This is a genomic window from Paraconexibacter sp. AEG42_29 (genome assembly GCF_040581415.1).
In the GTDB taxonomy this organism is placed as follows: domain Bacteria; phylum Actinomycetota; class Thermoleophilia; order Solirubrobacterales; family Solirubrobacteraceae; genus Paraconexibacter.
Map to the genome: position 1 here is coordinate 1088204 of NZ_CP114014.1, position 24286 is coordinate 1112489.

General features: G+C 73.7%; 20 protein-coding genes. 11 read left to right on the plus strand and 9 right to left on the minus strand.

What is annotated here, in order from left to right; all coding sequences use genetic code 11:
- Nucleotides 1-69 precede the first annotated feature (69 nt).
- Complete coding sequence (locus tag DSM112329_RS05225) at nt 70-1209, minus strand: EfeM/EfeO family lipoprotein (RefSeq protein WP_354700757.1); 1140 nt, start codon at nt 1207-1209, stop codon at nt 70-72.
- Between the two features lie 147 nt (nt 1210-1356).
- Between DSM112329_RS05225 and DSM112329_RS05230 the strand changes: the two genes are divergently transcribed.
- On the plus strand, nt 1357-2820 hold the full coding sequence (locus DSM112329_RS05230; protein WP_354700758.1) for a DUF3089 domain-containing protein: 1464 nt from the start codon (nt 1357-1359) through the stop codon (nt 2818-2820).
- Between the two features lie 87 nt (nt 2821-2907).
- On the opposite strand, the gene DSM112329_RS05235 is transcribed toward DSM112329_RS05230, so the two are convergent.
- Complete coding sequence (locus DSM112329_RS05235; RefSeq protein WP_354700759.1) at nt 2908-3852, minus strand: hypothetical protein; 945 nt, start codon at nt 3850-3852, stop codon at nt 2908-2910.
- Between the two features lie 200 nt (nt 3853-4052).
- Nucleotides 4053-5702: an acetolactate synthase gene (locus DSM112329_RS05240; protein WP_354700760.1), complete on the minus strand. Its 1650-nt coding sequence runs from the start codon at nt 5700-5702 to the stop codon at nt 4053-4055.
- A gap of 212 nt (nt 5703-5914) precedes the next feature.
- Between DSM112329_RS05240 and DSM112329_RS05245 the strand changes: the two genes are divergently transcribed.
- A complete protein-coding gene (locus DSM112329_RS05245; RefSeq protein WP_354700761.1) occupies nt 5915-7549 on the plus strand; it encodes a VanW family protein in 1635 nt (544 codons plus the stop codon).
- A 196-nt stretch (nt 7550-7745) separates the two neighbouring features.
- Nucleotides 7746-8501, plus strand: a complete 756-nt coding sequence (locus DSM112329_RS05250) for a DUF559 domain-containing protein (protein WP_354700762.1) — start codon at nt 7746-7748, stop codon at nt 8499-8501.
- A gap of 165 nt (nt 8502-8666) precedes the next feature.
- Here the strand turns inward: DSM112329_RS05250 and DSM112329_RS05255 are convergent, their stop codons facing one another.
- Nucleotides 8667-9905 (minus strand): saccharopine dehydrogenase C-terminal domain-containing protein, encoded by a 1239-nt coding sequence (locus DSM112329_RS05255; RefSeq protein WP_354700763.1) that lies wholly within the window; start codon nt 9903-9905, stop codon nt 8667-8669.
- Between the two features lie 123 nt (nt 9906-10028).
- Between DSM112329_RS05255 and DSM112329_RS05260 the strand changes: the two genes are divergently transcribed.
- The 3 genes from DSM112329_RS05260 (at nt 10029) to DSM112329_RS05270 (ending at nt 13099) form a co-directional block, all read left to right on the plus strand.
- Nucleotides 10029-10262: a hypothetical protein gene (locus DSM112329_RS05260; RefSeq protein ID WP_354700764.1), complete on the plus strand. Its 234-nt coding sequence runs from the start codon at nt 10029-10031 to the stop codon at nt 10260-10262.
- Nucleotides 10263-10296: 34 nt separating this feature from the next.
- Nucleotides 10297-11331 carry a metallophosphoesterase gene (locus tag DSM112329_RS05265; RefSeq protein WP_354700765.1) on the plus strand — a complete coding sequence of 345 codons (1035 nt, stop codon included), beginning with the start codon at nt 10297-10299 and terminating at the stop codon, nt 11329-11331.
- 166 nt (nt 11332-11497) lie between these two features.
- Nucleotides 11498-13099 (plus strand): PAS domain S-box protein, encoded by a 1602-nt coding sequence (locus DSM112329_RS05270; RefSeq protein WP_354700766.1) that lies wholly within the window; start codon nt 11498-11500, stop codon nt 13097-13099.
- 27 nt (nt 13100-13126) lie between these two features.
- On the opposite strand, the gene DSM112329_RS05275 is transcribed toward DSM112329_RS05270, so the two are convergent.
- From DSM112329_RS05275 to DSM112329_RS05295, 5 genes are all read right to left on the minus strand, one after another.
- Nucleotides 13127-13678: a YqgE/AlgH family protein gene (locus DSM112329_RS05275; protein WP_354700767.1), complete on the minus strand. Its 552-nt coding sequence runs from the start codon at nt 13676-13678 to the stop codon at nt 13127-13129.
- Between the two features lie 66 nt (nt 13679-13744).
- Nucleotides 13745-15487 (minus strand): MFS transporter, encoded by a 1743-nt coding sequence (locus DSM112329_RS05280; protein ID WP_354700768.1) that lies wholly within the window; start codon nt 15485-15487, stop codon nt 13745-13747.
- Nucleotides 15488-15544: 57 nt separating this feature from the next.
- Complete coding sequence (locus DSM112329_RS05285; RefSeq protein WP_354700769.1) at nt 15545-16840, minus strand: TIM44-like domain-containing protein; 1296 nt, start codon at nt 16838-16840, stop codon at nt 15545-15547.
- Nucleotides 16841-16877: 37 nt separating this feature from the next.
- Complete coding sequence (locus tag DSM112329_RS05290; RefSeq protein WP_354700770.1) at nt 16878-17558, minus strand: PilZ domain-containing protein; 681 nt, start codon at nt 17556-17558, stop codon at nt 16878-16880.
- 39 nt (nt 17559-17597) lie between these two features.
- Nucleotides 17598-19157: a hypothetical protein gene (locus tag DSM112329_RS05295; RefSeq protein ID WP_354700771.1), complete on the minus strand. Its 1560-nt coding sequence runs from the start codon at nt 19155-19157 to the stop codon at nt 17598-17600.
- Between the two features lie 200 nt (nt 19158-19357).
- On the opposite strand from DSM112329_RS05295, the gene DSM112329_RS05300 reads away from it, so the two are divergent.
- The 5 genes from DSM112329_RS05300 (at nt 19358) to DSM112329_RS05320 (ending at nt 24280) form a co-directional block, all read left to right on the plus strand.
- A complete protein-coding gene (locus tag DSM112329_RS05300; RefSeq protein WP_354700772.1) occupies nt 19358-20239 on the plus strand; it encodes an alpha/beta fold hydrolase in 882 nt (293 codons plus the stop codon).
- A 298-nt stretch (nt 20240-20537) separates the two neighbouring features.
- Nucleotides 20538-21371, plus strand: coding sequence for a hypothetical protein (locus DSM112329_RS05305; RefSeq protein ID WP_354700773.1), 834 nt, complete (start codon nt 20538-20540; stop codon nt 21369-21371).
- Nucleotides 21372-21373: 2 nt separating this feature from the next.
- Nucleotides 21374-21844 (plus strand): hypothetical protein, encoded by a 471-nt coding sequence (locus DSM112329_RS05310; protein ID WP_354700774.1) that lies wholly within the window; start codon nt 21374-21376, stop codon nt 21842-21844.
- A 116-nt stretch (nt 21845-21960) separates the two neighbouring features.
- Nucleotides 21961-22755 (plus strand): fumarylacetoacetate hydrolase family protein, encoded by a 795-nt coding sequence (locus DSM112329_RS05315; protein WP_354700775.1) that lies wholly within the window; start codon nt 21961-21963, stop codon nt 22753-22755.
- The gene (locus DSM112329_RS05320) at nt 22742-24280 is read left to right on the plus strand and encodes a carboxypeptidase M32 (RefSeq protein WP_354700776.1); all 1539 of its coding nucleotides are present in this window, start codon (nt 22742-22744) and stop codon (nt 24278-24280) included. Before DSM112329_RS05315 ends, DSM112329_RS05320 begins: the two co-directional genes overlap by 14 nt.
- The last annotated feature ends 6 nt before the right edge of the window (nt 24281-24286 follow it).

Below are 24286 nucleotides of genomic sequence, written 5' to 3' on the forward strand. Positions count from 1 at the left end.
CCCGCTGATCAGGATCCCCTAACTCTGGCGCGCCGGCCCGTCTCCGGGCGCGGCGCTGGGCGGATGCAGTCAGTCCTCGAGCTTGATCCCGAGCTTGCCCGCGGCCTGCGACACCTGGCCGGCGATTGCTTCGGCCCGGGTCTGCGCGTCGCCGCCGAGCGTCTCGGCGTCCTCCGCGGTGAAGGTCTTGCCCTTGGACTCCGCGTCGCGCAGGTCCGCGGCGAAGTCCCGCAGGTCGGTCAGCGCGCGGCCGGTCTGGTCGGCCTGAGCCTTGTCCGCGCCGGCGATGACGGGCTCGATGCTGCCGTACACGAGCACCAGGCCGCTGAGGATGTCGGTGATGTCGCTCAGGCGCGAGGTGGCGACGAAGCCCTTCTCGCTGGCCTTGCCGCCGGCGATGAAGCGGGAGTTCTTCCAGGCCTCGAAGTATTCGCTCATCGTGGGGGTCATGACGACGACCGCGGTGAACGCGTCGGCCGGGGCCGGCTGCCACTTCTTGGAGGCGGCGTCGAGCTCCTTGGCGTTCTTCTCGAAGTCGCGGGCGGCGGCGACGTAGAAGTCGGCGTCGGGGAGCGCCTCGCCGAACTCGACCTTGCCGTCGCCGTCGACGTCGGGCTCGACGCCCTTGGCGGCGAACTTCGGCTCCGTGTTGAAGAGCGAGCTCTCGAGCAGGAAGAAGAAGTTGCCGGGCTGCTTGAAGGTCTTGCCGGCGGGCGTCTTGATGCTGAAGGGCACCGCGCTCTCCGGGTCGCTGCCGTCGCTGCCGGCGTCCAGGATGACGTCGTAGTCGGCCAGGACCGGCACGCCGGCGACGACGCCCTCGGCCTGCTCGTAGGCCGGGTTGGCCGCGCGGAAGGTGGCCTGCGACTCCTTCAGGAACGCGGCGACCTCGGGGCCCTTGTCCTTCAGCAGCTTGGCGTAGTCGAAGTCCGCGGCCTTCGCAAGCTCGTAGTAGCCCTCCGCCTGCGTGCGCAGCTTGCCGGTCTCGGAGACGAGCAGGGTCGTGTGCTCGAGGAGGTAGTCCTTCACGGCCCCGAGGTTGGCGTCGGCGGCCTGCTGGCCGGCCGTCGACGCGGTCGACGGGGTCGCCGCCGCGGACGTGGTGTCGTCGTCGCCGCCACAGCCCGCGGCGAGCAGCGTCGTCGCGGCGAGGGCGGCGAACAGGGTGGCGGCGCGCGAGCGCCGCGAGAGGGCAGGGTTCAGGTGCACGAGTGCGTCTCCGGGTCCACGTGGAAGGGCGGTCCGTATTAGGTGTCCCTTATACGAACCTGCGGAACCGTAGAGCATTCCGACCCGGGCCGTGGGATATCGACCGGTGTCGCCCGGACGCGGCCGGACGCGCGTAGGGTTCGCGACATGGGAGAGGTCCGCAGGGGTCGTGTCCGTCGTGCGGCGTTGGCTGCGTGCGCGGCGGCAATGGGGCTGGCGTGCGTGGCCGGGGTCGGCGCCGCCCCCGCGCGGGCCGACGTGACGTGGCTCTGCCACCCGGGACAGGCGGACGACCCGTGCGAGATCCCGCTCGACACGACGGTCCGCGAGCAGGGGCGGCCCGACCGCGTCGAGACCCCGCCGCGCGCGCCGTCCGCCAAGCGACCGGTCGACTGCTTCTACGTCTACCCGACGGTGTCGAACCAGGTCGGCCTGAACACCACCAAGGCCCGCGATCCCGAGCTCGTCTCGATCGCGCGGTACCAGGCGGCGCGCTTCTCCTCGCGGTGCCGGATGTTCGCGCCGATCTACCGGCAGTTCCCGCTCGCCGGGATCCCGGCGCTCGCCCTGGGCGGCGGAGCCACCGCGCCGGCGGGCATCGCCTACGGCGACGTCCTGGAGGCGTGGCGGTCCTACCTGGAGAAGGACAACGGCGGGCGCGGGGTGGTGCTGCTGAGCCACTCACAGGGGACGCTCATGCTGCGCCAGCTGCTGCGGCAGGAGATCGAGCGCCGGCCCGAGCAGCGCCGGCGACTCGTCGGGGCGGTGCTGCTGGGCGGCAACGTCACCGTCGCGAAGGGCCGGACGACGGGCGGCGACTTCCGCGACATCCCGATCTGCTCGGCACGCGGCGAGGCCGGCTGCATCGTCGCCTACTCGACCTACTCGACCGATCCGGGCGCGGTCAGCTTCTTCGGCAGCACGCAGACGGACCTCACGGCGGCCGCGTTCAACACCCCGCGGGGCGCGGGCTTCGAGGTGGCGTGCACCGACCCGGGCGTGCTCAGCGGCATCGGCGGGCCGGTCAGGGTGACGCTGCCGACCACGCCGTTCGCGGCGGGGCCGATCAACGCGGGCATCATCGTCACGAACGGCGGGCCGCCGCCGACCGCGCCGACGACGTGGGTCGAGCCCGCCGACCGGGCGGTCGGGGCCTGCCGGAGCATCAACGGCGCGAACGTGTTCCGCTACGACCCGGTCGACGGCGCGCGCCGGCCGAACGAGTTCCCGCCGACCTGGGGGACGCACCTGCTCGACATGAACCTCGGCACGGAGCGGCTGACGACGATCGTCGGCCTGCAGGCGGATCGCTTCCTGGCGCAGGGGTTCACCGCCGGGAAGGCGCGGCGGAACACGCGCACGGGGGCGGCGACGATCATCGTGACGGCGCCCGGGCCGGGGACGGTCGCCGTCGCCGCGGCGGGCGTCGTGGGCCGCTCGCGGACGCTGGGCAGTCCACGGTCGACGACGCTGACGGTGACGCCGCGCGGGGCCACCCGGCGGCTGCTGGCGCGCCGCGGGCGGGCGACCGTCCGCATCGCCGTCCGCTACCGGCCGGCGGTCGGGGCGGTCGCCACGCGGACCGTGCGCATCACGCTCCTGCGGCGCTGAACGACGAAGGGCGCCGCGTGGGCGCCCTTCTCGACTGCGGTCCTGCGGGTCCAGCAGGCCGGCCGCGAACGCCGGCCGGCCGGGTGACTACGGCGTGACGGTGATGTACACGCGCTTGCGGCTCGTCGCCGTGGTGGCGGAGCCGTCGCTGTTACGCGGCGACACGACGAACGCGTTGTCGTTCTTGGCGTCGGCCGGGGCGCAGACGACGACGGTGGCCGGGTTGCAGCGCGAGACGCTGACCTCGCCGCCGAAGTTCGGATCCGCACCGGCGGCACCGTCGACGTCAACCTGGTTCTGGATCGCGATCGTGGCGCTGAAGCCGTTGTTCACGACGCTGCTGCCGGCGCTGATGTACGCGTTCTGGTTGGTCTTGTAGGCGTCGATGACCGTGAAGCCGCCCGACTGCTCCTCGATCTCGCCCTTCTCGTTCAGCAGCAGCCAGCGCGTCTTCGACGCGTCGACCTTCTTGGTGGCGTCGGCCGCAGCGACGGTCGTCGCGGTCGTCACGATGTCGGACGCGTTCGCGCCGTCGACCCGGTCGGCGTTCAGGCCGGTCGCGACACCGGTCGCGTTGGTCGTGAACGGCTTCTTGGTGTCGCCACCGGCGCCCGCGGTGATCGAGCCGACCGAGGTGCCCGCGCTCGAGTTGAACTCGAAGGCGTAGCCCGTGGACAGGTTGTTACCGCGCAGGCAAGGGTTGGTCGGGGGCACGGCAGCGGAACCGCCGCTGGTCGAACGGCAGCCGTAGACCGCGCCGCCGCCCGAGGTGGAGAGGTTGGACTGACGCGTGGAGTAGCCGCCGGTCGGGCTGTTCGTCGCGTTGATGTCCGCGATGACCTGCGTCTCGACGGTCGCGGTGCCGTTGCGCTTGCCCTCGAGCAGTGGACCGCCCGTCGCAGCAACGCCCGTGGCGGTGACGCCGACGACAAGGATTCCGGTGGCGGCGATGACCGAACGCGTGCGGACGGACTGGCCGGACAGACGAGCGCGCAGGCTGCGGCGCCCTTCCGGGTTCTCGTTCTTGCTCATTGGTACTCCCGTGTGAGTTGATGGAGACTGCGGGCGGGGGTGACGCCCTATGCCCTGCACTCCAGGCATTTCCCTTTCAACCACCTGGGGCCCGGAGAGGTTGCGGTACGTGCTCGCACGGGCGCCCGTCCCGGCGCCGCGCCGTTGCTCGAGGTGCCACCACATGCCACCGGCGCACGTGGTGGCACATCGGCCGCGGGCTAGGCCAGGTTGGACCGGCGTGGGTAGGCGATCGCCGGGTCGGTGAGCACGTTCACCAGCGCCGGCTTGCCCGCGTCGAAGGCACGCTGCAGCGCGCCCTTCAGCTTGTCGGGGTCCTCCACCATCTCGCCATGCCCGCCCAGCGCTTCGACGAGTTTGTCGTAGCGGGTGCGCGGCGTCAGCTCGGCCGCGACCGAGTACCCGTAGAGCATCTCCATCGGGTGCTTCTCGAGCGCCCAGATCCCGTTGTTGCCCATGACGCCGACGACGTTGACCCCGTGGCGGGCCAGCGTGTCGTACTCCATCCCGCCGAAGCCGAACGCACCGTCGCCGAGCATCAGGACGACCTGCTTGTCCGGCCGTGCGAGCTTCGCCGCGAGGGCGTACCCCGGGCCTGAGCCCAGGCACCCGAACGGGCCGGGGTCCATCCAGCAGCCGGGCTCGTAGCTGTCGATGACCTTGCCCGCGTAGGACACGAAGTCGCCGCCGTCGCCGATGATGATCGCGTCCCGGTCGACGACCTCCGCGAGCTCCTTGTAGAGGCGCATCGGGTGCAGCGGGCTCCGGCCGTCCGCCAGCTCCTCCGCCTCGCCCGCGCGCTTCTCGGTCTCGCTCGCGCGCAGCTGCGCGACCCACGCCGACGTGTCCTGCGCGCCGCGTGCGCCCTCGCGCAGCTTGGTCAGCGAGTCGGCGATCGACCCGACGAGCTCGGCGGCGACCGGCCGCGGGTGGTCGCGGATCGCTTCGGCGCGGTCGATCACGATCAGCTCGGTCTGCTCCCCGAACGCGCCGCCGAACGCGAGGCGGAAGTCCATGGGGACACCGATCACGAGCGCGACGTCGGCGCCCTTGAGCCCCTCGCTGCGGGCCCGCGAGAACGCGAGCGCGTGGTCGGCGGGGACACAACCGCGGGCCATGCCGTTGAGGAAGACCGGAATGCCGAGCTCCTCGACGAGCTCCTTGAGCGCGACCTCGCCGTGGGCCCAGTAGAGGTTCGTGCCGGCCATGATCACCGGGCGCTCCGCGTCCCGCAGCAGGGCGATCGCGCGATCCAGCTGCCCGCCGTCGGCCTCGGGGCCGGCCGCCGGATCGCGGGACGGGACGGGCGCCCCGTCGTCCTCGGCCTCGGAGAAGACGTGGTCCATCGGGAAGTCGACGAACGTCGGGCCGGTGTGCGGCGCGAGCGCGGTGTCGATCGCCTCGTCGACGAGCCCGGGGATCTCGGCCGTCGAGTCAGCCGTGCGCGCCAGCTTGGTGAGCGGCCGCACGAACGGGACGTGGTCGATCTCCTGCAGCGAGCCGGTGCCCCACCGCAGGGCGGGAGCGCGGCCGGCCAGAACCGCGATCGGCGACTGGTTCATCTGCGCGCTGCCGAGCGCGCTCATCGCGTTCGTGACGCCCGGCCCGGCCGTGACGGCGGCGACGCCGACCTCGCGCGTGACCTTCGCCCAGCCCTCCGCGGCGAACGTCGCGGCCTGCTCGTGGCGCGTGTCGACGATCTCGATGCCCTCGTCCCGGCAGCCGTCATAGATGGGGAAGATGTGGCCGCCGGACAGCGTGAAGATCCGTGACACGCCGTGGGCCTTGAGGCGGCGGGCGATGAGCTTGCCGCCGTGGACCTGGGTCTGCTGCTCAGTGGGAGTCGACATGGTGTCGAGCCTATCCCGGCTCCGCGGACCGGTCCTGCACGTGCGCTTGCGCAGGCGGGTCCAGCGGCGACCCGCGCGCGCCAGCTTGATAAACAGGAAGGCTCGTGGCTTCCACTCCGCCTCGCCGACGGCGCACGCCCCCGCCCCCGCCGCGCCGCCACCGTCCGGTGCCGCGCGGCCCGAAGCCCCAGAACTGGCGGCGGCGGTCGGCCGTGCTCCTGGCGCCCATCCTGCTGGTCGCGCTGAGCGTCGTGATGCTCCGCATCGTCTACACGGACCGCGCGCTGCCCGGGACGCACCTGGCCGGCGTGAACGTCGAGGGCGACAGCAGCGCGTCGCTCAAGGAGCGCATGACGCGCCTGAAGGCCAGCCCCGTCACCGTCTACGCCGCCGGCAAGCAGCTGCGCATCACCCCCGTCGACGCCGGCTACGAGCAGGACGTCGAGGCGACCGTCGACCGCGTCCTGGACGCGGGGCGCGACGGCCCGCTGTTCGGCCTGGTCAAGTCCGCCCGCGGGGTCTTCGAATCCCGCGAGGTCGCGCCCGCCGACCGCGTCGACGCCGCCAAGATCGACGCCACCAGCCGCCGGGTCGCCCGCCTGATCAACCGCGAGACCTTCCCGGGGGCGATCGACATCGACCCCAGCACGTACGAGGTGAACGTCCAAGGGCCCCGCAAGGGCCGCACCGTGAACCGGCCCGCGCTGAAGGGCCAGCTGGTCGAGGCCCTGCGCAGCGGCAAGGAGGAGTTCCGGGTGCCGTTCGACCCGCGCCCGGTCGCCAAGGTCAGCGCGGTCCGCAAGGTCGCCGACGATGCGCGTGCCTTCCTGCAGCAGGACCTCGTCATCACCGGTGCCGGGGAGCCGATCGTGTGGGGCAAGGAGACGCTGGCCTCGTTCCTGCGCCTGCGGTCCTCGACGAAGGACCGCAGCAAGGTGCGCCTCGGCAGCGACGAGCCGCGCCTGATCGAGCTGGTCGCCGGGATCGCCAAGGCCCGCGACCGGCCGCCGCGCGAGCCGTCCTTCGCCGCGCCGTCGAAGCTGGCCACGCTGGACGGCAAGGGCGCGGTCACCTGGCGCTCGCGTGCTGCCCGGGTCAGCGTGACGCGCGCCGGGTTCAGCGGCCGCACCATCGACCGCGAGGAGGCCGTCATCGCGATCGCGGACGCCGTGCGCACCGGCCGCCACACCGCGAAGCTGCCGGTGAAGCTCGCCAAGCCGAAGGTCACGCAGAAGGCGGCGGAGAAGGTCGACTCGCTGATCGGGACGTTCACGACGCGCTACGAGTCCGGCCAGCCGCGCGTCACGAACATCCGCCGCATGGCGCGCACCGTGGACGGCACGGTGATCGCGCCCGGCGCCCAGTTCGACCTGAACGCCGTCGTCGGCGAGCGCACCTCCGCCAAGGGCTACGTCAAGGCGCCGTTCATCGGGGACGGCAACAAGATCGTCCCGTCGATCGGCGGCGGCGTCTCGCAGTTCTCGACCACGATGTACAACGCCGCGTACTTCGCCGGCCTGCGGGTCGACACCCACCAGCCGCACTCGCTCTACATCAGCCGCTATCCGCCGGGGCGCGAGGCGACGCTCGACTTCCCGTCGATCGACCTGAAGTGGACGAACGACACCGACGTGCCCGTGGTCGTGCGGACGTTCACCGACTCCAGGTCGGTGACGGTCAGCCTCTACGGGGACAACGGTGGCCGGACGGTCACCGCGAAGCCCGGCCCCCGGCAGCCGCTGGCGGGTGGCGACTTCGAGATCAAGGTCACACGGACGGTGAAGTACGGGGACGGCCGGACGGCCGACGACTCCTTCACGTCGAAGTACGCGAAGGGCGACGAGTAGCACCCGCTCTGCGCCGTGTCTGCGCGGCGGCTGCATCGACTCTGCACCCCACGGGGCCGAACGTCCGTCGTGCCTCCATATAGGGGGCATGACCGACGCTCGACTCCTGAGAGACCTCGCCGCCCGTCAGCAAGGATGCATCGCGAGGTGGCAGCTGATCGCCGGCGGCTGGACGGCCGCGCGATGCGACCATGCGATGGCGGGTCTCCGTCGCCTGCAGGATGGCGTCTGCCTGACCGGGTACGCGCCGGTGACGGACCTCCAGCGGCGCATGGCAGCGACGCTCACCGCCCCGCGAACGGTCCTCGCTGACCAGAACGCCGCGTGTCACTGGGACTTCCTCTCTCGGGAGCCGCGTGCCGTGTCGGTGGTACGACCCGGGCGTCGGGGCATCGAGCGGACGTCGACGCTGGTGGTGCGGTACTCGGCGACGCTCGACGGCAACGTCGTGCGGCGCCACGGACTGTGGGTCACCTCGGCGGAGCGCACGGTGATCGACGTCTGGCCTCAGTTCCAGGGGCGAGCGCAGGCACGGCTGCTTCGCGAGGCTGTCCGACTGCGTCACACCTCCGTCCCGCAGCTGCTGCTCGCCCTGCACGACCATCGCGGCCGACGGGGTGTTGCCTCGCTCCGCGAAGTCTGCGCGCTCTACGCACGACTGCCCCTCGGCCGGTGTCGGTCGGACGCGGAGATCGAAGGCCTCGTGATCCTTGACGCCGCAGGTGTCGCGCTCCCGGAGGTGAACGAAGTCCGTGCCGGTGAGGAGGCGGACTTCAGCTGGCCAGAGCGCCGGCTGATCATCGAGATCGACGGACCGCAGTTCCATCGGGACCCGCTGGAGGACGCGCGCAAGGCGCGGATCTGGTCACGGGCCGGATGGACCGTCCGCCGGATCTCGTCGAACGACCTCTACAACGACCCGCGGAGCCTGGTCGCCCTGGCGACCCGCTGACCCGACGTCGATCGCCGGCCGCTCGTAGCGCGCCCAACGTCCGTCCTCCCCGCCATATCCGGGCAGGACGGACGTTCGGCCCCTGTGGGAGGCGCCCCGGCCCCGGTCCCCGCCCCGGCCCCCGCCCCGGCCCCGGCCCCGGCCCCGGTCCCGGTCCCGGTGCTGTCAGTCCGGCCGGCGGACCGCGGGGTTCGCCGGGTCCCGCTCGTCAACTCCGTGAGGGGAGCCGTACTCCGCCAGCAGGTCCAGGAACGGCTGCGCGGGGAAGGCCTCGGGGCCGAGGACACCGGCACCCGACCACGTGCCGCCGGCCAGGAGCTCGAGCGCCACCACGGGGTTGATCGCCGTCTGCCAGACCACGGCCTGGCTGCCGTCGAGCGCCATCGTCGTCTCGTTGTCGACCACGTGGTAGAGGTAGGTCGCGCGCGGCTTCCCGTCCAGGCCGGTGCCGGTGACGAGCGTGCCCGCGCAGGTCTTGCCGGTCATCTGGTCGCCCAGCTCGGCCGGGTTCGGCAGGACGGCGGCGACCACGTCCCGCGGCGCCACGGAGCTGCCGCGCACGTCCACCGGCGTCGTGGAATCCAGCCCCAGCAGGTGCAGGGTCTTCAGCACGCCGATGAACTCGTCCCCGAGGCCGTACTTGAAGGTGACGCGCTCGCAGTCGACCCAGCGCGGGATCAGGACGACCTCCTCGTGCTCGACGTTCACGCACTCGACCGGCCCGATGCCGGCCGGGAACTCGAAGACCTCCGGCTCGCTGAACGGCTCGGTCACGTAGAACCCGCGCTCCCGCTCCCAGATCAGCGGCGGGTTCAGGCACTCCTCGATCGTCGTCCAGATCGAGAACGTCGGCGCGAACGCGTGGCCGGCGACCTCGAGGTTCGCGCCGTCCCGCACGCCGACCTCGTCGATCGTGCTGAACATCGTGTCGGCGGCGTGGCGGGCGAAGATGTCGCTCAGGCCCGGCTCGATGCCGATGCCGACGAGCGCGAGCTGCCCGTCGGCCTCCCACGCGCCCGACTCGGCGAACTGCGCGTCCCCGAGCATCACGCCGGTCTTCGCGTAGGGCTCGTCAGGGTGGCGCTCGGACAGCGTCATCGCCATGTCGAGGTACGTGATCCCGGCCTCGCGGGCGGCGGCGAAGATCGGCGGGTTCAGGCGCGGGTCGCAGGCGTTCAGGATCACGTCCGCCTCCTCGGCGCGGATCAGCGCGACGATCGCCTCGGTGCTGGAGGCGTCGCACGTGACGCCGGCGATCCGCGGGTCGCCGAGCCGTGCGGCACTGGCCGCCGCGCGCGCTCCGTCCAGATCCGCGAGGACGAGCCGCTCGAAGAAGGGCCGGCGACGGGCGATGGCGGCAGCGGCCGACCCGACGCCCCCTGCCCCCAGGATGACGATGCGCATGCCGCGAACCTACCCGGGCGTCGTGTGCCGAGGTGGAGGCGCCGCGGGGCGTCGATGTGCCGATCCGCCCAGATGCCGGGCGGGGCCTGTACTGCCGGGCTGCATCCATCATCATGCGGACCGGTGCCGCCGCTCGACGACCCACAGCTCGCCCTCAGCGTCGACCGCCAGGTCCGCGTGATCGTCGTCGAGCAGCGCGGGACGGAGCTGCGCGAGCTCGCCGTGGGGCCGCTGGACGAGCGTGATGCGCGCCTGCTCGCGGCGCTGCTGCTGGGCCGGGACGCCACCCCGGCGGACGACGGCCCGTGGCGCGGTGCGGTGGCGGGCGGCACGCGGACCGTCCAGCTGCATCGATGACGGTCGCCGGGACCCATCGGCGGGGGCGCAATCGATGCGGACGCTGATCGTCTCCGATCTGCACCTCGGTCAGCGGGCGGGCCACGACGTGCTGCGGCGGCCGGTGGCGCTGCAGGCGCTGGTCGACCAACTGAAGGACGTCGACCGCCTCGTCCTGCTCGGCGACACGGTCGAGCTGCTCGAGGGACGCCCCAAGCCGGCGATGCGCGCGGCGCTCCCGGTGCTCCGCGCCCTGGGCGCTGCACTCGGCTCGGGCAAGGACGTCGTGGTCGTGCTGGGCAACCACGACCACGCCCTCGTGCGGCCGTGGCTGCGCCGGCAGCGGACCGCCGGGCGGCGGATCGGCCTCGCGTCCCGCGTCCCTGCGTCCTCCTCGGCCTCGCTGCGGGCGATCGCCGCCGCGCTCAAGCCGGCGCGCGTGCAGGTCCGCTACCCCGGCGTCTGGCTCGACGACGGCGTGTGGGCCACCCACGGGCACTACCTGGACCGGCACCTGTTCCCGAACGGCAGCACCGGGGTCATGATCGGGCGCGGCGTCCCCGAGGGCCGTGCGTCCGCCGAGGACTACGAAGCCGCGTCGGGACCCAGCGCCGCCGCCGTCCAGGGGCTCGTCGCCGCGTCGCTCCCCGGCATCGTCGGCGAGCCGCTCGACCGCGCCGCCGGCCTCGCGCGCCGGGCCTCGCTCGTCGCGCTGCCGGTGGCCGCCAAGCTGCTCGGGGCCGGCACGCTGGCCCCGATCAGCGCGGGCGCGCTCGGCTTTCAGTTCCGCCGGGCGGGGATGCCCGCCATGGGGGAGGTCGCCGGCCGGCTGAACGTCAAGGCGGATCACGTCATCTTCGGCCACCTCCACCGCGCCGGACCGCGCTACGGCGACCACGTCCCGGAGTGGACCCCGATCGGCGGCCGCGCGCTGACCAACAGCGGCTGCTGGGTGTACGAGCCGCTGCTGCTCGCCGGCGCGCACCCGCCCCACCCGTACTGGCCGGGCGGGGCGGTCCTGCTCGAGTCGGGTCAGGCGCCGCAGGCGCTCGGCCTGCTCGACGACGTGGACGAGGACCTGCTGCGCTGACGCAGCGTCGCGGAGCTCGGGTCCCCATCTGGGAGGCACAGGACCCGAGGATGGCCCGTCGCGGTCACGTTCGACCGCCCGCGCGTGGTGGCAGGCGGGGACCTGCACGGCGCCAGGCGCCTGTCGCCGCTTGCGCCACCTCGCCGGAGCCGCGACCCTAGGGCGCGTGACGGACCCGCACGCAGCCACCCGCGTCGCGGCCGAGCGCTACGACGCCAGGCGGGACGAACGGGCGCGGATCGCCGCCGCGATCCACGACGACGCCCTGCAGCGGGTGCTCGCCCTGCGCCAGGACGTGGAGGAGGTCGGCGGCACCCTCGACGCCCCGGCCGTCGCCGCCCTGCACGACGCCGTGCGCGGGATCGAGACCGCACTCCGCCACGCGACCGCTGCGCTCGACGACGGCGCGCTCGACGAGGTCACCCTGGCCGAGGCGCTCACCCGCGTGGCGGCGGACGTCAACGTGCGCGGTCGCCTCGCGATCGACGTCAGCGTCGACCCGGCGGCGACGGGCCTGCACGACATCGCGATCCGCGACTGGGTCCGGGAGCTCCTGCGCAACGTCGCCAAGCACGCGAGCGCGAGCCGCTGCGCGGTCGCGGTGACGGTCCGGGGCGACGAGGTCGAGGTCGTGGTCCTCGACGACGGCGCCGGCCTCGATCGGGCCGCCGTCGCGCGGGCGGAGCGCGACGGGCACGTGGGCGTGGCGCGCCTGCGCCGGGCGGCCGAGGGCCTCGGCGGGACGCTGACGCTCAGCAGCCCGGGACTCGGGACGCACGGCACGTCCGCCGTCGTCCGCGTGCCCTGCCGCGGGCTGCAGACCGAGGGCGAGCTCGAGCGCCTCCTGAGCCAGGAGCGCCGCTGGGCCGGAGCCCTCCTCGCCGCCCTCCAGGACGCGCTGATCGTCATCCGCGACGACGTCGTCGTCCACGTCAACGACGCGTTCTGCGCGCTGTTCGGCCGGTCACGGGCGCAGCTGCTCCAGCTCGACGTCGTCCGCATGCCCTGGTGGCCGGCCGCCGCGGCGCAGGAGGCTCGGGCCCTGCTGGAACGCGCCGCCCGCGAGCCGGGCCTCTCGGCCGAGTTCGTCATCCCGCGTCGTGACGGGCGGCGCACGCCGGTCCACGTCCGCCTCCAGCGGATCGACGACCCGGTCGCGGGCACGGCAGGGGTCGTCATCACGATCCGCGACCTCACCGAGCAGTACGCGGCGGCCGAGCGCGAGCGGGCCGAGCACGAGCTGCGGTCGACCATCGAGACCGCGCGGCGACTGACCGGGCTGCAGCGTGCCGCGGCGAACGGCACCGCAGCGGTCCTGGAGGTCATCGGCGCGATCCTGCACCAGCACCTGGGCTGGCAGAACGCCGTCCTGAACCTGCGCGGCGACGACGGCTACGAGGTGGTCTGGGACCCGCGCGGCGTGCTGACCGGGGCGCGCTACGCACCCGCCGAGCTCGAGGTCTTCCTCGACGCGCGTTTCCTCCGCGGCGGGTGCTGGCACGTCCCGGAGGAGCTGTCGCCCAACCCCAGCCTCGAGCCGACCTACACGGACCCGCAGCTCGTGCCGGGGACCGACCCGGACGCGGAGCGGCCCGGAGACCTGCTGTTCGTCCCGCTGCGGACGCCGGAGGGGACGCTGCTCGGGCTCCTGTCCGTCGACGGCGCCCCGGGCGGCCGGCGCCCGAGCGACACGATGCTCGAGGTCCTGGCGACGATCGCCGACCACGCCGCGACCGCCCTGCTGCGCGCGGCCGACCGGGCCGTGTGACCGGTCCCCACGAGGTGACCGGACCGGTCAGTTGACCGACGGGTCCTCGGGGACCCGGGCCAGCTGGGCGTACGCGCCGCCCTTGCGCTCCAGCGCGCGCGACCACAGCTCCTCCGCGTCGCCGGCGAAGACGTCGTCGGGCCGCGCGTCGAGCAGGATCCAGGCGCCCTCCTCCAGCTCGTCGTCGAGCTGGCCGGGCGCCCAGCCGGAGTGACCGGCGAAGACCCGCGCGCGCCGCGTCGCCGCGGCGATCGCGTCGAGGTCGGCCTCGGCCGGCAGGAACCCGATGTCCTCCAGGACCAGGGCGGCAGCCAGCGCGGCGTCGGAGAACTCGGCGAGGACCATGACCGCGTCCGTCTGCACCGGACCGCCGACGTAGACCGGGTCGCCGGCCTCCACGACGCCGCGCAGCTCGTCGACCGACTCGGTCACCGAGGAGTCCGACGGCCGGTTGAGGACCAGGCCGAGCGTGCCGTCGCCCGAGTGCTCCGCGATCAGGACGACGGTGCGCACGAAGTTCGGGTCCACCAGGGCGGGGGACGCGATCAGGAGCTTGCCCTTGAGGGACGGGAGCGACATCCGGTGCATTGTCGCGCATGCGGGTCCGTCGCGGTCCCGGCGCCGACGACTGTCCTACGAAGGCGGCTACCCGACGAGCGCGCGGAGGATGCTGCCGAGGAAGCCGCCGACCGAGCGGGCGTCGGTGCCGTGCTCGCGCTCGAAGCGCTCGGCGTCCTCGTCGCTGACGAACGCGAGCAGCAGCTCCTCGCGCGAGCTGCCGAGCTGGCAGGCCTCCGTGTCGATGCTCGCCAGCGCTGAGGCCTGCGCCCCGTTCGCCAGGTCGTCCAGCAGCGAGCCGCCCCCGGCGGTCGCCGGCTGCGGTCGTGGCTGGCAGGGATCGGCGATCGGGACGGGGTCGGGCGCGCGGCGGTGGTGCTCCTCGACCTGTGCTGCCAGGACGACGCAGCCGAGGATCGCGGCACCGATCGCCCAGGTCGGCGGCGGCAGGCGCGTCGAGACGAGCAGGACCGCGCCGCCCAGCGCGAGCAGCCCGGTGATCAGGAATGCGGCGAAGAACGACTCGCCGACCGCGTCGACGAGCGTCTCGTCGGCGCGCGCGGCCAGCCGGTCGTACTCGGCGCGCTCGACGCCTTCGAGCGTGTCCCCGTTCTCGGCGATGGTCTTGCGCAGCACTGCCCGCGGCGACTCCGCGTCCACGCTCGCCAGCAGCGCCGGCGCGAGCTGGAGCTTGCGGGTCGGGTTGATCTCGGCGTCCAGGACGAGGGCGACGCCGCTCTCGCGCGCCTTGAAGGTCGCGTCGTCGAGCCGTGCCGCCGTGATGGGCGCGATGACCGCCAGCGCCACGGCGATGCCGATGTGCCGGATCGACAGCAGCCGCGCGGCGTCCCGGGCGTCGCGCTCGGGCAGCAGCTCGCCCCCGAGCGCCGGGAGCGCCAGGCCCATCCCGAACCCGGCCAGGGCCTGCGGCGCGATCGTCCAGGCGACCCGCGCGTCCGGCAGGAACGCCAGGGCCAGCGTGCCCAGGCCGACCAGCGCGCAGCCGGCGGCGGCGCGCCAGCGGGCGTCGCCCCCCAGGCGGCTCCCCGCGAGGGCGAAGAGGGGGACGACGGTCACGGTCGCAGCGGCGGCCAGCGGCCGGACGGCCCAGCCGGCGACCAGCAGGAGCACGAGCAGGAACAGCACCGCGCTGAGCGCCGCGGAGACCATGCCGAGTGCGGCCGCCGCGCGCCAGTCGGTGTGCGGCGGGTCGTGCAGGAGCGTCGCCGAGCCGGGGGCCACGGCGGCAGGGGCGGGCTCGGCCGCACGGGCCGCCGGGGCGTCCATGGTCAGGCAGACGCCGGCCGCGGCCAGCGCGACCGGGATGTTCACGAGGAAGATCGCCGGCCACGAGAACGCCTGCGTGAGCGCGCCGCCCAGCGCCGGGCCCAGGGCCGCCGACAACACCGCGGCGCCGAGCCACAGGTTGCGAGCCGAAGTGGCCGGAGGGTGGGTGGGGTTCGATTCGGGGTCGTGGTCGGACAGAAGGCTGAACGTCGTCACGAGCGCCGCCGCGCCGCCGGCAGCCTGCAGCGACCGGGCGGCCAGCAGCACCGGCAGCGAGTCGGCGACCGCGCAGCCGAGCGAGGCCACCGCGAACGTCACGAAACCGGCGGCACCGATCCGCGTCGCGCCGTAGGCCTGCGCGAGCCGCTCGACCGGCACCAGCACCAGGGCGAGGACGACCGTGTACACGCCGATGACTGCGGCAACGCCCTGCACGGTCGTGTCGAGGTCGACCAGCAGCTCCGGCAGGGCGAGCGTCACGATCGACGCGTCGGCGAGGGCCAGGCCGGCAGCGACAGCGAGCAGGACGGAGCGGGGACGCACGGAGGGACAGTGTGGCGGTTCCGCCGGAGCCGCGGGTGCGGTCGTCCGCCCGGGCGTTCAGCCCGTCCCGACGATGCGCCACGGCGACGTCGCGTCGCCGGTGAGCGCCAGGATCCAGAAGTCGACGAAGCTGCGCTCCTCGTCCTTGTTGCCGGACAGAAGCGCCACCGTGTCGCGGTCCTCGATGTACCGTCGCCCGCGGGCGCTGATGGCGACCGTGAGCTGCGCGGGCTCGGGGCTCGGGCGGATCGACTGCACGTCGATCCGCTGGACGCTGACGCCGCGGACGACGAGCCGCGTGGACGGGTCCGGCCGGTCGTCGCCGGGGTGCAGCATGGCTCGGATCGCCTCCGGTGTCGCGAGCGCCTCGAGCGCCGCGTCGGGTCCGTCGACCGCCTCCATCCACGCTTCCACGGCACGGCTGACGCAGGCCATGATCACGTCGGGCCCGAAGCGCGCGTCGGCCAGCGACAGGTCGAGTGCGGCGGCCTTCGCGTCCTCGGCGAAGTTCGGGTCGACGAGGTCAGCGGTCGTGTAGCCCGGGAGCGGGGTGTCGGCCGCCGCGACCTCCAGGGTCGCCTCGGCGCCGATCCGCTTGTCGTCCCCCCACGGCGAGGCGACGATCGCGTCCCCGAGGTGGTGCTCGCCCTCGTCCTTCTGCTCGATCGAGAGCAGGATCCAGCGGGCGTCCTCGTCGGCCTGAGTGCGGCCGAGCGTCCAGTACTCGGTGAGCGTGGTCGCGGGGGAGGTGGCGTTGTTGTGGTAGACGGCGCCGCCGCTGCGCGTGACGCACCAGTCGTCGAGCTGGGCCTCGACGAGCACGACCACGCGGTCCTCCATGTCGTCCTCGCGGTTGACGAGCCCGACGTAGCCGACCGTGGGGCCGCTGCGGATCAGGACCTTGTTGTGCCAGCCCTTGCGGGCGAAGTCGTCCAGGCGGCGCTCCCACTCGACCATCAGGTCGCGGCCGGCCAGCAGGCCGAGTGCCTCCGTGTCGCGGGCGTCCCACGCCTCCTGCACGTCCACGAACAGCCGCGTGGCCTCCTGCTCGACGGTGGCGGCGTCGAAGTGCGCGTCGTCCTCGGCGGCCTCGTGGCTTGCGAGCTGGACCTGGGCGATGCGCTCGCGGCGGCGCCTGCGCCAGCCGGCGCTCTTCATCCAGCCGACGACCGCGGTGCCGCCGAAGAACAGCAGGACGACGACGATGAAGATCGCGAACTCGGTCGCCGACCACGAGCCGCCGCCGCTGCCGCCCCCGCTGAAGGAGCTGCCGCCGCCACCGCCGCCCCCGCCACCGCCGCCACCGAACGAGGAGGACCCGCTGCCCCCGGCGGCGAGGATGAGGGAGGACACCAGAGCGAGCACGTCGCGTATGCAACCAGACGCGGGCTCAGCGGTGCGCGGCCAGCCAGCGCTCGAGCCAGAGGCGGTCCTGGGGCCGCATCTGCACCAGCTGCAGGCCGTGGCGGTCCGCGGCGTCGCGGCGGCGGACCTCGCCGATCGCGTCCAGCGGCCGGCCGCCGTCCAGCCGCAGGCGCAGGCGGACGAGGTCCCCCCGGGTCAGCGCTGCCGCCCCGCTGACCGCGACGCCCGCGGCGGACAGGTCCTCGGTCCGGGCGACCATCCCGGCCACCACCCCGGGGTGGTGGATGCTGATCGTCCGGTCGACCGGGACACGGATGGCGGACCGGCGCTCCGCGGCGCTCGGCGCCGCCGTGTGCGGAACAGGGCCCGTCCCGTCGACGGGCGCCTCCAGGACGGCCCAGACGGTGTCGGTGCGCAGCCGTCCGTGTTCGTCGGGGACGGCCAGCAGCGTGGCCACGCGCTCGGCCGCCGGGGCCGGCGGGAGCGAGGTCAGCAGGACGACGCGCCGGTGGAGCGTCCGGGTCGGTGCCGGCGGGGCCTCGGCGAAGACGAGCTCCGCCGCACCCTCCACGGCGCGGGTGACCAGCACCCGCGCGGAGCCGACACCCGGGACGACCAGCCGGGCGAGCTCGGCGGGGGCGACGGTCGCCGCCGCGACGCCGTACGCGGCCGCAGCGCTCGCAGCGAGGGTGGCGGGGACCGTCACCCCCGGAGACGTCGGCCGCGCAGCGCCGGACTTGAGGCGTCAGCGCACGTAGAACGCGGCAGCGGCCGGCCGCCACACCAGGAGCTTCTTGAAGTTCAGGTCGAAGAGCCCGACCTTCACCTTCCAGCGACCGGTCTGCGCGCCGCCGGGCACGGCGTAGCTCAGCTTGAAGGTCCGGGGGATGCCGCCGCGCAGCCGCTGGCCGCGGAAGGCGACCTGGTAGGTCGGCTTGGTGCCGGCCCCGGGCCGATAGAGCTGGATCGCGACCACGACCTGCGCCGTCGAGCGGGCGGTCAGGCGCACGTTGACCCGGGCGTTGCCACCGCGGCCCACGCGCGGCGCGAGGACGGTGGCCTTGACCGCCACCACCGGCGCGGACGTCCGTGTCTTGACGGGCTTGGCGGGCTTCTTCGCCGGCCCGCCCGGGAGCACCTCGAGGCCGGCTGCCGTCGCCGCGTTCGCCAGCGTCTTGAACAGCCCGCCGTCGTCGTCCTGCCCGTCGCCGTCCTCGTCGCAGGCGCAGGTGGCGTCCGGCAGCGCCTTGCCGAACAGCATCCCGATCACGCCGGCGTTGACGTAGGCACGGCGGACGGCGTCGCCGCCGCTGCCGAGCAGCGTCTGGACCCGGTTGTCCTTGTAGTGCTTCGGCGTGTTCGGCTGCGACGCGTTGCCGACGGGGAGCTGCCACAGCACGATCGAGCGCGCCGTGGTCGCCGAGACGCCCCGGAGGTAGCGCGCCTGGCGCATGAAGTCCTCGGGCGTCCAGAAGGACGCGCCGCCATCGCCGTCGCGGACCTCGCGGTAGCCGGCGTCGCGGTCGGACTGCTCGGCGAAGATCAGGTCGAACTTCGCGCCGAGCGCCTTGTAGTAGGCGCTGGAGGCGGCGGCCAGCTCGTCGATGCGCTCGTCCGACGGGTCGCTGAGCGCGATGTCCTCGCCGGTGCCCCACACGCTCAGGTGGTAGCCCAGGAGGACCTTCGGGGCGTAGGTGTCGCGCAGGCGGACGAAGGCCTGCGCGAGGCCCGCGGCGGTGTTGGGCAGGCCGGCGAGCTCGCTCAGCCCGGTCGTGGCGACCTGGACCGTCTCCGCCGCGCCGCCGCGCCGCTGGATGTATCCCCAGAGGTCGGGCTCGACGTGGAGGACCGACGTCTGGCCGGTCTCGCCGGCCTTCTGGAAGAACAGCCGGACGTCCTGGAGGTAGGACGTCATCGTGTCCCGGTTCTCGAGGTTGGCGAAGAAGCCCGCGACCTCCTCCATCCCGGCGCCGGGAAGGGTCTCGCGCAGGTGATAGAGGCTGAAGACGGGCAGGAAGCCGTGCGCCACGCTGTCGTTGACGAAGCTCGACACGAACGAGCCGCCGCCCATCGTCCACTTCGACCACCCAGCGCCGGTGTTCGAGCCGCCGGACAGGTAGTGGTAGCGCGCGGTGAGCCGCGTGGCGTCGCGCAGGATCCCGGCGCCGTTCTCCTCGTCACGGGCACCCAGCACGAGCCGGTCCGACGGCCAGCCCGCCGGGACGGAGGCGTGGGCGGCAGGGGCGGCCGCCGTCAGCGCGGTCAGGAGGAGCAGGAGTAGGAGAAGGGGGCGGGGGGTACGCAAGGCGCCAATCCGAAGAGCTTCGGTAGATGCTCAACCCAACATCGGCTCGAACGGAGCGGATCAGCAGGGCCCTGGCACGCACGCGTTCGGAACAACACCGACAAGGTGACGCGCTTGTGGGGTGACCACCGACCCGTCCGTTAGGTTTGTGGCGTTCGCCCTCAAGGTCGAGCCTCCAACTTGCCGAAGATCGACACAACATGCGCAACAGCACCCCGCGAGCCGCCGAAGTCCGTGATCTGACCATCTCCGGCGGCCGTCGTGTGCGGGTCCGCTGTTGGATGGGCGTCGGCCGTCCGCTGGTCCTCCTGCACGGCCTGCTGGACGACTCCGAGGGCTGGGTGCAGCTCGCCCGCGACACGCAGCGGCCCTGTTACGCCCTGGATCTGCCGGGCTTCGGCGCCTCCAGCCTGCCCACCCGCCCCCGCCTGAGCGCCTACGCCGAGGCGATCGTCGAGGCGATGGACCAGCTCGACGTGGACGGCTGCACGCTCGTCGGGCACTCGCTGGGCGGCGGTGTGGCCACCGCGGTCGCCGAGCGCAGCGACAAGGTCTGGGCGCTGGCACTGCTGGCGCCCGCCGGTTACGGCCACATCCGCGTCGCCGAGGCCGTCAGCCTCCCGATCGTCCGCAACATCGCCGAGGCCGCGCTGCCGCTGGCGCTGGTCAACCCGCTGACGGTGACCGCGGCCTACGCCACGTTCGTGGCGCACCACCGCCTGCCGTCGAAGGACCTGATGGACCGCGTGCGCCGTCGTGCCTGGCGTTCGGGCCCGGGCGTCCGGATGGCCGTCGAGACCATCGCCGCCGCCGGCCGCTCCGAGCACGGCTTCACGAACCGCCAGATCGCGTTCCACGGTCCCGTCGCCGCCCTGTGGGGCGAGCACGACGCGCTCGTGAACCCCGGCCATCTCCCGACGCTGCAGGCCGCGATCCCCCAGGCGCACGCCGAGGTCTGGCGCGGGATGGGCCACCACCCGCAGCGCGAGCGGCCCGCCGACCTCGCCCACTTCATCGAGTCGCACGCGGTCACCGGCCGCACCCGCCGGCGCCCGACGCTGCGGGTCCAGCGCGCCGCCTGAGACGGTTCGCGGGCCGCGCGGGCCGCGCCGTCCTTGGTCGGTGTGAATGTCGGTCCACCGGGCTGGGAGCCGTGCGATCCGCCACTCAGCGGCGCGGTGTTGTCATGGCAGCAGCAGACGGGCCCGATCCTGGTCGCCGGCGGCCCGGCCGCCGTCCCGCGGTCGAGCTGATGGAGCCATCCAGCGCCCGCCGCCATCAAGAGCCCACGAGCGGCGCGAGTACCATGGATCAAGCGGTACGCACGTCCCACAACGGCTTCCGCTGCCACCCGTCCCGCGTCTTCGTCCAGGAGGCCCCGTGCCTGTCCCCCGTCAGTTCCCCGTCGCCGCGGTCCTCGCCGCCGCGTCGGCCGCCCTGGTGCCCTCGGTCGCGGATGCCGCCACGCTCACCGGGACCGTCGTCGGCCGGCCGAGCGTCGCCGGGCAGCGCATCGTCGTCCCCGTCCTGCTGTCGGCCGGTGGCGAGAAGGCCGCCGGTGCCGCGCTGGCGCGCGTCGTCGTCCCCCGGACCGGCGGCCTGCGCGCGCCGAACGTCCGCCTGAAGCCGGACGACCTGCGGATCGGCGACCGCGTGACGGCCGCGGTCCCGCGGGTCACGGCGCGCCCGCAGGCCAGGACGCTGCGGATCACGCGGCGGTCGGCCACGCCGTCGTTCGCGCGGATGGACAGCCAGCGGACGACCGTCACCGCCGGCGTGAAGCGCGGCATCGCCCAGGCGCAGAAGATCATCGCTGCCCCGACCAGCGTCCTGGACCCCGACCGGCCGGCGGCGAGCAACTTCGAACTCCGCGAGCAGCTGCGGTCGGTCCGCACCGACCTGAACCTGTTGATCGCGGACCTGCGCACGACGGGTGCCGGACTGGACGCGGCCGTGACGCAGATCGTCGCGTCGCGACCGGCCAAGGGTGCCCGCCGCGCGGCGGTCGAGCGCCAGCAGGCCAAGGTCCTCGCCGGGCTCGGCGCCGACGCGACATCCGCCCGGGACGCGGCCAAGGCACTCGACGACGCGGTCGCCGAACTCGACGAGGCGATGAACGCCGTCGGGACGCCGAGCGCGGAGCCGCTGCCGGTCGAGGGCGTCACCGCGGTGAGCAGCGTGCTCTACGCGATCCTCGACCTGCTGCGGGGCTGAGCGTGCCGGCGGACACCGGCGCGGCGAGCGACAGCGGCGCCGACGGCGCCGGCCGGGTCGTCGTCCCCGACTGGCCGGCCGGGACGGTGACGCTGCTGGCCGTGACGGAGGACGACGGGACGCCCGGCCTGCTGCCGGTCTCGACCGCGGTCGCGGCAGGCGACGCCCGGGTGCTGCTGGCGCTCGGCCGGCGGCGGGCGTCCCTGGCGGCGCTGCGGGCACGACCGCGGTGCGCGCTGGCGGTCCTCGCGGCCGGCGACGTGGCGGTCACGCTGCACGGCTCGGCCGCTGTGCTCGCCGACGGCCCGGATGGTGCGGAGGGCATCGCGGTCGTCGAGCTGACGGTCCTCCGCGTGCAGGACCACAACTCCCCGCGCTTCACGATCGACGGCGGCGTCCCCTGGGCCTGGGTGGACGACGAGGCCCGCGAGCGGGACGCGGCCACCCGCGCGGCCCTCCAGCGCTTCGCGTAGGCGGACCCTTCCGCCACGCCGACGTGAATGACGATCCACCGGTCTGGGAGCCGTGAGATCCGCCAGCGCTCCGCGTCGCGCGCGCCGGGTCGCAGCGCCCTAATAGCCTGCCGGGCATGAAGCTCGCCACCTTCCTGCCGCCCGCTGCCGGCCCCGACTCGGTCCCCGTCGGCGGCGAGGTCCGGGAGGACATGGTCGTCGCGTTCGCGGACGGACAGACCGTGCTCGACCGCCTGGCCTCCGGCGATCGCACGCCTGCCACCGGTCCGGCCTATCCGCTCGCCGATGTGGCGCTGCTGGCCCCCGTCCCGGCCCCCCGCTGCATCTTCGGCATCGGCCTGAACTACGTCGCCCACGCGGCGGAGACCGAGCAGGAGCTTCCCGAGGCGCCGATGGTCTTCATGAAGCTGCCGTCCGCGGTGGTCCCGCCGTCGGGCCCGATCGTCTGCCCGCCGGTGGTCAAGCGCCTGGACTACGAGGGCGAGCTCGGGGTCGTCATCGGGGTCGGCGGCGCGATCGCGGGCTACACCGTCTGCAACGACGTCTCCGCCCGCGACCTGCAGCGCCGGGAGAAGCAGTGGACGCGGGCCAAGGGCTTCGACACGAGCTGCCCCTACGGCCCGTGGATCACGACGGTCGACGAGGTCCCCGACCCGCAGGACCTGCGCCTGCGCACGTGGGTCAACGGCGACCTGCGGCAGGACGCATCGACCAGCGACCTGCTGTTCGGCCCGCAGCAGCTGGTCGACTTCCTGCTCGAGACCTGCACGCTGGCGCCCGGCGACCTGATCCTCACCGGGACCCCGGAGGGCGTCGGCGCTGCCATGGACCCGCGCGTGTTCCTGCAGTCGGGCGACGTCATCCGGATCGAGATCGAGACGCTGGGAAGCATCGAGCATGCCGTCGCCTGACCCGGGTCCGGCCACTCCCGCGGTCCTGCCGACCGCCGATGCCCTGGTCGCCCTGCGTGAGCGCCTCGGCGAGCTCGACGACCTGCAGCAGGCCGCCGGCCTCGCGGGCTGGGACGAGCAGACCAAGATGCCGCCCGGCGCCGCCGCCGCCCGTGGCGAGGTGCTCAGCACGCTCAGCCGCCTGGCCCACGCGCGCCTGACCGACGACGACCTCCACGCCCTGCTGCAGCAGCTGTCGGCGGCGACCGACCTCGGTGACCAGGACCGCCGCCTCGTCGCGGCCGTCGCGCGGGACGCCGACCGCGCACGCCGTGTCCCGGAACGGCTGGTCGCCGACATCACGCGGCACACGACCACCGCCCAGGTCGCCTGGCAGGAGGCCCGCGCCGCCGGCGACTACGCGCCGTTCCGCGGCCCGCTCGAGCAGCACGTCGCCTACCGCCGCGAGCTCGTCGCCTGCTTCCCCGAGGCCGCGCACCCCTACGACGTGCTGCTGCACAACTTCGAGCCGGACTTGACGACCGAGCGGGTGACCGCGGTCTTCGCGCAGCTGCGCGACGGCCTCGTCCCGCTGATCCGGCGCATCGCCGACAAGCCCGCGCCGCCCGCGCTGCCCGGCCCGTTCCCCGTCGAGCAGCAGCGCGTCCTCGGGATGGAGATCGCCCGCGCGCAGGGCTTCGACGATGACCACTGGCGCCTCGACGACGCGATCCACCCGTTCGCGGCCGCGCTCGGCTCGAGCGACATCCGGGTCACGGCCCGCTACGACGACCAGACGCTCACCGGGCTGTTCGCCGTCATGCACGAGGTCGGGCACGGGCTCTACGAGCGCCAGGCCGCGCCGACGCTCGCGCGCACCACGGTCGGCACCGGCGTCTCGCTCGGCATCCACGAGTCCCAGTCCCGGCTGTGGGAGAACCTCGTCGGCCGCTCCGAGGCGTTCTGGTCGCACTGGCATCCGCGAGCGGTCGAGCTGTTCGGCGCGGCGGCCCTCGGCGGCGACGACCTGGCCGCCTTCCTGAAGGCCATCAACGTCGTCCGTCCCTCGTTGGTCCGGGTCGAGGCCGACGAGGCGACGTACTCGCTCCACGTCATCCTGCGGTTCGAGCTCGAGGTCGCGCTCATGGAGGGGACGCTCGCCGTCGCGGACCTCGACGCTGCGTGGAACACCAAGACCCGTGAGCTGCTCGGGCTGGACGTCCCGTCACCGACCGTCGGCGTCCTGCAGGACATCCACTGGGCGTACGGCGAGCTCGGCTACTTCCCGACCTACGCGATCGGCAACATCGTCGCCGCCCAGCTCTGGACCGTCATTGAGCGGGACCTGACGGACCTCGACGCGGACCTGGCCGCCGGCGAGACGAGCCGTCTGCGCGAGTGGCTGCGCGAGCACGTCCACCGTCATGGTCGCCTCTACTCGCCCACCGAGCTGCTGCAGCAGATCACCGGCTCGGGCCTCGACGCGCAGCCGTTCCTCGATCAGCTGACGGCCAAGTACAGCGCGCTGTACGACCTGGAGGCCTGACCGGGT

Bases quoted from the DNA above. Each gene is read 5' to 3' on its own strand.
- DSM112329_RS05255 (WP_354700763.1), bottom strand. From the start codon at position 9,905: ATGCGCATCGTCATCCTGGGGGCAGGGGGCGTCGGGTCGGCCGCTGCC.
- DSM112329_RS05265 (WP_354700765.1), top strand. From the start codon at position 10,297: ATGCGGACGCTGATCGTCTCCGATCTGCACCTCGGTCAGCGGGCGGGC.
- DSM112329_RS05250 (WP_354700762.1), top strand. From the start codon at position 7,746: ATGGCGGGTCTCCGTCGCCTGCAGGATGGCGTCTGCCTGACCGGGTAC.
- DSM112329_RS05275 (WP_354700767.1), bottom strand. From the start codon at position 13,678: ATGTCGCTCCCGTCCCTCAAGGGCAAGCTCCTGATCGCGTCCCCCGCC.
- DSM112329_RS05230 (WP_354700758.1), top strand. From the start codon at position 1,357: ATGGGAGAGGTCCGCAGGGGTCGTGTCCGTCGTGCGGCGTTGGCTGCG.
- DSM112329_RS05300 (WP_354700772.1), top strand. From the start codon at position 19,358: ATGCGCAACAGCACCCCGCGAGCCGCCGAAGTCCGTGATCTGACCATC.
- DSM112329_RS05235 (WP_354700759.1), bottom strand. From the start codon at position 3,852: ATGAGCAAGAACGAGAACCCGGAAGGGCGCCGCAGCCTGCGCGCTCGT.
- DSM112329_RS05315 (WP_354700775.1), top strand. From the start codon at position 21,961: ATGAAGCTCGCCACCTTCCTGCCGCCCGCTGCCGGCCCCGACTCGGTC.
- DSM112329_RS05240 (WP_354700760.1), bottom strand. From the start codon at position 5,702: ATGTCGACTCCCACTGAGCAGCAGACCCAGGTCCACGGCGGCAAGCTC.
- DSM112329_RS05320 (WP_354700776.1), top strand. From the start codon at position 22,742: ATGCCGTCGCCTGACCCGGGTCCGGCCACTCCCGCGGTCCTGCCGACC.